Genomic DNA, 8,056 nt, shown 5'->3' on the forward strand with positions numbered 1-8,056 from the left:
TCAAGACCCACCAAGGTGGCCGCCAGCTGGTCCTGAGATCGCAGTACCCCGATGGCGTCGAGCAGGAAATCTACGGCTTCCTCCTCGTCCACCACGCACTTCGGGACGTCATGCACCACACCGCTCACCGGGCCGGCCTCGACCCCGACCGGCTGTCCTTCACCCCGCACTCTTCGCATCGCCCGCCGCCACGTCACCGACCAGGCGGCACTTTCCCCCCTCACGACTCAGCCAAGCTCTGACCCACACCATCCGTGAGCTGCTGGAACGACTCCTGCCACCCCGCAGGCAACGCTCCAGCCTCCGCGTCATCAAACGCAAGATGGCCAACTGGCACCTCAAACACACCCACCACCGCAACCCGCCCCGACCACCCACCAGGGCAATCACATTCGTCCCACCCACCAAAACAACCAGCAAGCACCAGAAAAACACCTAAATCACCGGTATTGGGTCTAAGTGATCTCAATGCTGAGCTGGGAGCCCAGCTCCTCGAAGCCCAATGCAGCCGCAACACGCCGGGAGGCGGGCGGGCGCGCCACTGCGGCAGCAGCCCGACAGCGAGGGCATGAGCGACCGCCGCTGAGCCCGTCACCCGTGCCAGTCCTCGCCCGCGCGTTTCTGGCGCCGTCAGAACGCAGACATGAGCTGTCCGCCTCGGCCAGGCCCGATATCCCGCAGCAGCCACCACTTGACCATGCTCGCGAACCACCGATCACGGCGATACTGTCACTCGGCGCGGTCACGATCGCGGATCCGCCCAGAGCTACCGGGACTAGGGTCTGTGTGATGTCGCGATCAATCGGCTGCTCGTAACAGGTCTTCGATCCAGATCATCGAGGCGCGGAGTTCGAGGCCGGCGAGGTAGCTCTCGGGGGTCTTGTCGAAGCGGGTGGCGATGCCGCGCCAGTCCTTCAGCCGGCCCTGTCACGTTGGTGAGGGTGGGGGCGCCGGATGGTGTGTCGGGGCGTAGGTCGGCCCCGGGCGGCGGTCTGGGTCAGGCCGTTGTGGGCAGGGCGGCGCGGCCGGTGATCTGGTCCCAGATCGTGAATTGGGCGCTCATCTCGGTGCGGTACTCGGTGGCGGTCATCAGGTGGCGGCGGAGTCGGAAGTGGGGTGAGATGCCGCTGAACGCGGACAGGAATCTCTGTGCTCCGCCAGCCGAGCGGAAGCCCTTCATGGCGCGTTCGCGCTGCCGGGTGGGTTGGTGGGAGTTCTCGGCCCGGTTGTTCAGGCCCTTGTGGGAGCGGTGCTCCACCGACGGCATCGCCTCGCGGTGGGCGGCGCCGTAGGAGCGGAGCTTGTCGGTGACGATCACTCGTGGCACCGACTGGGTGGTCTTCATCAGCTTCCTGAAGAACCGCTTGGCCGCAGCCTTGTCGCGGCAGTTCTGCACGAGTATGTCGAGCACGTTGCCGTCGGCGTCCACCGCCCGCCACAGGTACTTCCGCTCACCGTTGATCTTCACGAAGACCTCGTCCAGGTGCCATTTGTCCCCCGGGCGGGGGCGCCGGCGGCGCAGCGCGTTGGCGTAAGCCTGCCCGAACTTCAGGCACCACCGCCGGATGGTCTCGTGGGAGACGACCACGCCGCGCTCCAGCATCAACTCCTCGACTTCGCGGAAGCTGAGCGGGAAACGGAAGTACAGCCACACGCAGTGCGAGATGATCTCCACCGGGTACCGGTGACCCTTGTACGACGGCGGCACACTCTCCACAGACGGTCCCCTCGCCTGCCCGATCAACCCCGAGATCATCCCACGTCGTCAGCCAACGTGACAGTGCCTTTATTTCCGCTGGTCAGGCATAGTTCCGGCGCCTCGATGGCAGAGACGGGGTGTCGTGTCGTCTCTTCGGCGGAGGTGCCGGATGCCGTCGGTGATGGGGCTGTTGGAGGAGCGCGAGCGTGCCGCCCGGCAGCGGGTGGAGGCCCTGCAGGCCGAGCTGCAGGAGGCGGAAACCGCATGGGAGCGGTTCGTGATTACTCGTCAGACGGTGGCTGAAGTCCTGGCGGAACCTGCTGCGGGCAAGGAGTCGCCGCCGGACGGGATGGCCGGTGAACGGCCGCCTGTGCGGGTCGCCGGGGCGGTGCCCGGATCGGTGGTTCCCACTTGGGGGGAAGGGCTCGCGCCCGACTCGCCGGCACCGGACTACCAGCGGCTCGTGGAGGTCCTGGTGGCAAGCAGGGAGGGAATGGACTGCCGGCAGCTCGCGGCTGCCTTGGGTCTGGAGGTGGTCGCGGCAAAGGTGGAGGGAGTGCGGTCGAAGGCGAAGCGCCTGGCCGTGCGGGGCTGGCTGGCCGAGGAACGCCCCGGGATGTTCAGCGTGCTCGCCGGGCGAGTCGGCGGCTCATGACCATGGTCATCGACCAGCGGATCATCGCCTCGGAGGTGTCGGCGCGGGTCTCGTAGTCCCGGGCCAGGCGGCGTGAGTGCATCAGCCACGCAAACGTCCGCTCCACCAGCCACCTCTTGGGCAGCACAGTGAACCCGGTGGCGTGGTCATTGCGTTTGACCACGCTCAGCGCGATCCGCAGAACGTCGCGGGCGAGGTCGACAAGACGCCCGGTATAGCCGCCGTCGGCCCACACCAGCGAGATGCGCCAGTGCCGCTGACGCAGCCGTTCCAGCAGTGTCCCGCCGGCCTTGCGGTCGGTGACGGACGCCGCGGTGACCAGCACCGTCAGCAGCAGTCCGAGGGTGTCCACCACGATGTGCCTCTTGCGGCCGTTCACCTTCTTCCCGCCGTCGAACCCCCGGCTCGCGGCCGGAACCGACGCCGCTGCCTTCACCGTCTGGGCATCGATGATCCCGGCAGTCGGCTCCGGATCACGGCCCGCCGCCTCGCGGACCCGATCCCGCAGCCGGTCGTGGAACTCCGCGACCAGGCCCTTGTCCCGCCAGCGCCGGAAGAACGCGTAGACGCGGTCCCACGTAGGAAAGTCCGCGGGCATCGCCCTCCAGGCGATGCCACCCGCGACCAGGTAGCGCACCGCGTCGACCAGCTGCCGGTGGCAGTAGCCCTCCGGCTGCCCGCCCCTTCCCTCCAGCCAGGCGGGCACAGGCATCGCGTCGCGCACGGCGGCCCATTCCGCATCGGTCATGTCCGAGGGATACCTCGGACGCCTGTACAGCCGGTCCCCGGCGTTCCCGAACCGGTGGGCGAGACAATCACACTCCCGGGCAGCCGAGTTGGAACCGACCGGCGCGAGGGCGTAAAACTGCGACAACAGGGCCTCCTGGCGCGCTCAAGGTCTCGACAACCCCGAGCTGCACCAGAGGCCCTGTCTTCATGCTCGGCACGCGGCAAGACCACCCAACCGAGCTGTTCCAGTCGAACTCACGTCCACCAAGATCGGTACGACAACGGCTTCTCAGGCCTGATCGCCATCTGTTTGTGTGTGTGCTGATGCGGCGGGCAGTTGCACCGTGACGCGGAGCCCGCCGGCGGGGCGGGGGGTGAGGGTGAGGGTTCCGTCGTGTGCCTGGGTGATGGTCTTGACGATAGCCAGGCCGAGGCCGACACCTGCGTGGCTGCTGTGTATGCGTTCGGTGCCGCGCTGGAATGGCTCGGTGAGTGTCGAGACCAGCTGTGAGGTGAGCTTCTCGCCAGTGTTCTCGACAGTGAGCACAACAGTGTCGGGGCGGACGCTGGTATGCACCCATACGGTGCCCTGTTCAGGCAGGTTGTGGCCGATCGCGTTGTGCAGAAGGTTTGTGACCATCTGCAGCAGGAGCGCCTGTGAGCCGATGGTGGTGCTCATGTCGCCGGAGGTTTCGATGGTGACGCCATGCTTTTCTGCCAAGAGGAGGAGCGTTTCAGTGGCTTCTTCCGCCAGGAGGGACAGGTCGACGTCTTCCCTGGTGAATGACCGCTGGTTGGCGCGGTTGAGCAGGAGCAGTGCTTCAGTGAGGTCGATGGCTCGGGTGTTGACCACGCGGAGGCGCTCGACAAGCTCACAGGTGTCGCGGTTCGGATCGTTGCGGGTCGCATCGAGAAGCGTCTGCGTGACCGCCAGCGGGGTGCGCAGTTCGTGAGAGGCATTGGCCGCGAATCGCTGCTGTTCGGCGACGTGGGCTTCGAGCTGCGCGAGCATGGTGTCGAAGGAGTCGGCGAGTTCGCGGAACTCATCTCGGCGGCCCGGTAGGCGGATCCGGTGGGAGAGCGGTCCGTTCGCCACCCTGTGTGTGGCGTCGGTGATGCGTATCAGCGGGGCGAGCATCCGGCCGGCCAGAATCCACCCGCCCACGAGACCGAACAGCAGCAGGAACCCCAGCGCCAGGATTCCCGCCGGGACGAAGACGACTGGGCCGAAATTGCTTGGCTTGAAGACGCGTAGGAAGTCGGACCAATCGGGGACGGCCAGGCTGTTCGACCTTCCCCGCAGAAGGAACACCCACACGGCGGCGAGCAGCAATGCGCCCGCGATCACGAGGAACCCGGCATAGCTGAGGGTGAACTTGAGGCGGACGCTCAACCCTTGACGCCTATCCACGCACCGCTCCCCGGTCATCGGCGTCCGGTCCTGCGTCGATGCGGTAACCGACCCCAAGCACGGTGGCGATCAGCCAGGGCTCGCCAAGGCGTTTGCGCAGGGCCGAGACCGTGATGCGCACGGCGTTGGTGAACGGATCGGCGTTCTCATCCCACGCTCGCTCCAGCAACTCTTCTGCGCTGACGGCACCGCCTTCGGCAGCGACGAGGACTTCGAGCACAGCGAACTGCTTCCTGGTCAGCGCGATGTAGCGGCCCTCGCGGTAGACCTCGCGGCGGAACGGATCCACGCGTAAGCCTGCGATCTCTCGCACAGGTGGTCTGTTGTGGGCTCGCCTGCGGTCGAGTGCTCTGAGCCTGAGCACGAGTTCGCGGAGTTCGAAGGGCTTGGTGAGGTAGTCGTCGGCGCCGATCTCGAACCCGGTGGCCTTGTCGTCGAGCCGGTCGGCAGCGGTCAGCATGAGGATCGGCATGCCGCTGCCGGAGGCGACGATGCGTTTGGCGATCTCGTCACCGGTAGGTCCGGGGATGTCCCGGTCGAGGACGGCGATGTCGTAAGCGTTGGTGCTCAGCAGTTCCAGAGCAGTATCACCGTCACCGGCGGTGTCGGCCGCGATCGCTTCCAGGCGCAGCCCATCGCGGATCGCCTCTGCCATGTAGGGTTCGTCCTCGACGACTAATACACGCATAGTCCGATGTTACGAGCCGGTACGTATCGTCGGTATATCGAAAACTGGATACGGACTGGTAATATCACGCCCCCTTGACTGGAGGCATGAACGAGCCACACGTTATCCCGCTTCGGCTCCGTGACCGGCTGTTCACCGTACTTGCGGTGGTGCTCGCCGTGCTCCTGCTCCCCGTTGCGTTCGTCCGCGATCCCGGCCGCGCCCGTGAACTGGCCTGCCACTGGGCGTTGGGGATCCGATTTCCTGCCGAGGATCTCACCGGGCTCACCGACGGTGCCAGGGCGGCGTTCACCGCTGCACGCGCTGAGGCGCTCTGGCATCATGGGCAGCTCGTCGGCCTCACCTCGGGATACCGCGATCCCCTCGTCCAGCAGCGGTTGTTCGACGAGGAGGTGCGCCGCGTCAGCTCACTGGCCGCGGCCCGGATGCTCGTACTGCCACCGGCGGAATCCAGGCACGTCAAGGGCACCGCGCTGGATGTGTGCCCGTTCGAAGGCGCGCGCTGGCTCGAGGAGCACGGTGCCCGCTACGACCTCTACCGCATCTACGACAACGAGTGGTGGCACTTCGAACGCCGACGTGCCACCAACGACCCAGGAGATCCGCGATGCCCTGCAAGCTCGTTGACGAGGGGCAGCATGCCGGGCGCCTGGAGGGGCGTCTCCAGGCCGCGAGGCAGCGTGCCTTCGTCGGACGAAAGGAAGAGCTCGCTGCCTTCGAGGAGGCGCTGTGCACCGGCGGCCGAGTGCTGTTCATTCATGGCCCCGGCGGTGTCGGCAAGTCGGCGCTGCTGGGACGCTTCGCCCAGCGGGCCGCAGCAGCGAATCGCACCGTACTGATGCTGGACGGGCGGAGTCTCGAGGAGTCCCCCGCAGCCTTCGTGGCCGAGGCCAGGGCGGTGCAGCGCCTGCGCGCAGGCCACCGCACACAGCGCCATCGTCCCCGAACCCACGACGCGCGCGACGGCACCCCACCCCGACGCTCTCCCAGAACGCCGCAAGCAACGGGAGCGCGGGCCAGGGGCGGCAGTTCGGATCCAGGAAATGCTCAGCTACCTCGCAGCCGGGCTCTGTCACGTTGTTGGGTGTGAGTGTCTGATGGGGCGTCGGGGTGGGGTGGGCTTGCGTTTCGGGCCTGGGGTCAGGCCGTGGTGGGCCGGCTTGCAGCGCCGGTGATCTGGTCCCAGATGGCGAAGCGGGTGGTCATCTCGGCGCGGTAGTGGGCGGCGGTCATCAGGTGGCGGCGGGGCCGGAAGTGGGGTGAGATGCCGCTGAACGCGGACAGGAACCGCTGTGCTCCACCGATGCTGCGGAATCCCTTCATCGCGCGTTCGCGCTGGCGGGGGTGTGGTGGTCAAGCTCGGCACATGGCTCGACAACGTCCGCAAACGCGCCGCGAAACTCCCCGAACAACGCCGTGCGGACCTGGACCGGCTCGGAACCCTCTCTGTCAGCCTTGGGTGAGACGTCCCGCTTCGTCGGGTTAGCCTGAGAGGGCACGACAGGAGAACCACCCGCTCATGACCAGCACTACCCCCGCCGGGTCCGATCCGGCTCCCCGGCCGAAGCGCCGCACCTTCAGCCCGGAGTACAAGCTGCGGATCGTGGCCGAGTACGACGCCGCCCCGAAGAACGAGAAGGGCGCGGTCCTGCGCCGCGAGCGTCTGTACCACTCGCACGTCAAGGAACGGCGGGCCGCGCGGGATGCCGGGGCGCTGGAGAAGCTGGTCGACCAGCGCACCAGCCCGGCGAGGCCGAAGAAGCCGGCTGCCGAGACGGAGAACGAGAAGCTGCGCCGCCAGGTGGAACGGCTGGAGAGGGAACTGGCCCGGAACAAGGCCGCGCTGGAGGTCATGGGAAAAGCTTCCGCGCTCTTGGAAATGATCTCCGGGGGCGCGGACTGAGGGCTGCCGCCGGACCGGTGGTCGACGACGCGTTCACCGGCGTCGAGCACGAGCTCGGTGTCACGGCGGCCTGCCGGCTGACCGGCCGCTCCCGGGCCACCCACTACCGCCGGCTGCGGCCCCCGCCCGAGCGGAAACCCAGAAAACCGCAGGTCCAGCCCTCATCCCTCACCCCTGAGGAGCGGGCGGCGGTCCTGGAGCTGATGAACTCGGGCGAGTACGCCGAGTTGCCGCCCGCGCAGATCTGGGCCCGTGAGCTGGATGCCGGGCGCTACCACTGTTCCGTCTCCACGATGTACCGGATCCTGCGCGCCAAGGGGCAGGTGGGCGAGCGCCGCCGCCCGGCCGCCCACCCGGCGAAGACGGTGCCCGAGCTGGTCGCCACCGGGCCCTCGCAGGTGTTCACCCGGGACATCACCAAGGCGGCCGGACCGGCCAAGGGCATCTGGTATCACGCCTACGTCATCATCGACATCTTCAGCCGCTACGTCGTCGGCCATACCGTCGAGGCCGCCGAATCAGCCACACGGGCCGAGGAGTTGATCCGGGAGACCATCGCCCGCAACGGCACCGTGCCCGAGACCGTGCGCGCCGGCCGCGGCACGTCGATGACCTCGAAGAAGGTCTTGCAGCTGCTGATCGACCTCGGCGTCACCAGGTCGCACTCGCGGCCGAAGACCTCCAACGACAACCTCTGCAGCGAGGCCCACTTCAAGACCATCAAGTACATGCCGGACTATCCCGAACGGTTCGATTCGCTGGCCCATGCCCGTGAGTGGTTCGAGGCGTTCATCGCGTACTACAACCACGAGCACCGGCATTCGGGCATTGGCTGGCACACGCCGGCCAGCGTGCACTTCGGCACCGCCGAGGAGGTCCGCGACCAGCGTGCCGTCACCCCCGCCGAGGCATACGCCCGCCACCCCGAACGCTTCGGCCGCGAGTGCGACCTGGTGACGCCGAGGTCGATC

Annotated in this window: 9 protein-coding genes and 2 pseudogenes; 5 read left to right on the plus strand and 6 right to left on the minus strand. The window is 67.4% G+C overall.

All coding sequences use genetic code 11. From position 1 onward, the window contains the following. Window positions 1-455 precede the first annotated feature (455 nt). Window positions 456-712, minus strand: a pseudogene (locus tag EAO76_RS24660) (GNAT family N-acetyltransferase); the annotation flags it as partial. Window positions 713-997: 285 nt separating this feature from the next. Continuing rightward, a complete protein-coding gene (locus EAO76_RS24670; protein ID WP_148838120.1) occupies window positions 998-1,717 on the minus strand; it encodes an IS6 family transposase in 720 nt (239 codons plus the stop codon). Between the two features lie 151 nt (window positions 1,718-1,868). Here EAO76_RS24670 and EAO76_RS24675 point away from each other — a divergent pair, with 151 nt between their 5' ends. Beyond that, the gene (locus EAO76_RS24675; protein WP_148838121.1) at window positions 1,869-2,354 is read left to right on the plus strand and encodes a hypothetical protein; all 486 of its coding nucleotides are present in this window, start codon (window positions 1,869-1,871) and stop codon (window positions 2,352-2,354) included. On the opposite strand, the gene EAO76_RS24680 is transcribed toward EAO76_RS24675, so the two are convergent. The 3 genes from EAO76_RS24680 to EAO76_RS24690 form a co-directional block, all read right to left on the minus strand. After that, window positions 2,320-3,102 (minus strand): IS5 family transposase, encoded by a 783-nt coding sequence (locus EAO76_RS24680; protein ID WP_187438780.1) that lies wholly within the window; start codon window positions 3,100-3,102, stop codon window positions 2,320-2,322. The genes EAO76_RS24675 and EAO76_RS24680 overlap by 35 nt on opposite strands. A gap of 270 nt (window positions 3,103-3,372) precedes the next feature. Beyond that, on the minus strand, window positions 3,373-4,494 hold the full coding sequence (locus tag EAO76_RS24685) for a HAMP domain-containing sensor histidine kinase (protein ID WP_148838123.1): 1,122 nt from the start codon (window positions 4,492-4,494) through the stop codon (window positions 3,373-3,375). Further along, on the minus strand, window positions 4,487-5,182 hold the full coding sequence (locus EAO76_RS24690; RefSeq protein WP_148838124.1) for a response regulator transcription factor: 696 nt from the start codon (window positions 5,180-5,182) through the stop codon (window positions 4,487-4,489). Before EAO76_RS24690 ends, EAO76_RS24685 begins: the two co-directional genes overlap by 8 nt. 86 nt (window positions 5,183-5,268) lie before the next feature. Here EAO76_RS24690 and vanY-N point away from each other — a divergent pair, with 86 nt between their 5' ends. Both vanY-N and EAO76_RS47725 read left to right on the plus strand, forming a co-directional pair. Beyond that, window positions 5,269-6,021 (plus strand): D,D-peptidase/D,D-carboxypeptidase VanY-N, encoded by a 753-nt coding sequence (vanY-N, locus tag EAO76_RS46605; protein WP_262375720.1) that lies wholly within the window; start codon window positions 5,269-5,271, stop codon window positions 6,019-6,021. Further along, window positions 5,928-6,272, plus strand: a complete 345-nt coding sequence (locus EAO76_RS47725; protein WP_399462712.1) for an ATP-binding protein — start codon at window positions 5,928-5,930, stop codon at window positions 6,270-6,272. Before vanY-N ends, EAO76_RS47725 begins: the two co-directional genes overlap by 94 nt. Before the next feature lie 50 nt (window positions 6,273-6,322). Here the strand turns inward: EAO76_RS47725 and EAO76_RS24705 are convergent. Continuing rightward, window positions 6,323-6,523, minus strand: a pseudogene (locus EAO76_RS24705) (IS6 family transposase); the annotation flags it as partial. A gap of 178 nt (window positions 6,524-6,701) precedes the next feature. Between EAO76_RS24705 and EAO76_RS24715 the strand changes: the two are divergent. Together EAO76_RS24715 and EAO76_RS24720 are read left to right on the plus strand one after the other, a co-directional pair. Next, the gene (locus EAO76_RS24715) at window positions 6,702-7,085 is read left to right on the plus strand and encodes a transposase (RefSeq protein WP_148838127.1); all 384 of its coding nucleotides are present in this window, start codon (window positions 6,702-6,704) and stop codon (window positions 7,083-7,085) included. A gap of 17 nt (window positions 7,086-7,102) precedes the next feature. Continuing rightward, the coding region (locus EAO76_RS24720) for a DDE-type integrase/transposase/recombinase (protein ID WP_148838128.1) at window positions 7,103-8,056 on the plus strand (954 nt) is incomplete at its 3' end.

Source organism: Streptomyces sp. sk2.1, from assembly GCF_008120935.1.
In the GTDB taxonomy this organism is placed as follows: Bacteria; Actinomycetota; Actinomycetes; order Streptomycetales; family Streptomycetaceae; genus Streptomyces.

Excerpts from the sequence above, each read along its gene's own strand:
- EAO76_RS24675 (WP_148838121.1), top strand. The coding sequence starts at position 1,869 with ATGCCGTCGGTGATGGGGCTGTTGGAGGAGCGCGAGCGTGCCGCCCGG.
- EAO76_RS24680 (WP_187438780.1), bottom strand. The coding sequence starts at position 3,102 with ATGACCGATGCGGAATGGGCCGCCGTGCGCGACGCGATGCCTGTGCCC.
- EAO76_RS24715 (WP_148838127.1), top strand. The coding sequence starts at position 6,702 with ATGACCAGCACTACCCCCGCCGGGTCCGATCCGGCTCCCCGGCCGAAG.
- vanY-N (WP_262375720.1), top strand. The coding sequence starts at position 5,269 with ATGAACGAGCCACACGTTATCCCGCTTCGGCTCCGTGACCGGCTGTTC.
- EAO76_RS24690 (WP_148838124.1), bottom strand. The coding sequence starts at position 5,182 with ATGCGTGTATTAGTCGTCGAGGACGAACCCTACATGGCAGAGGCGATC.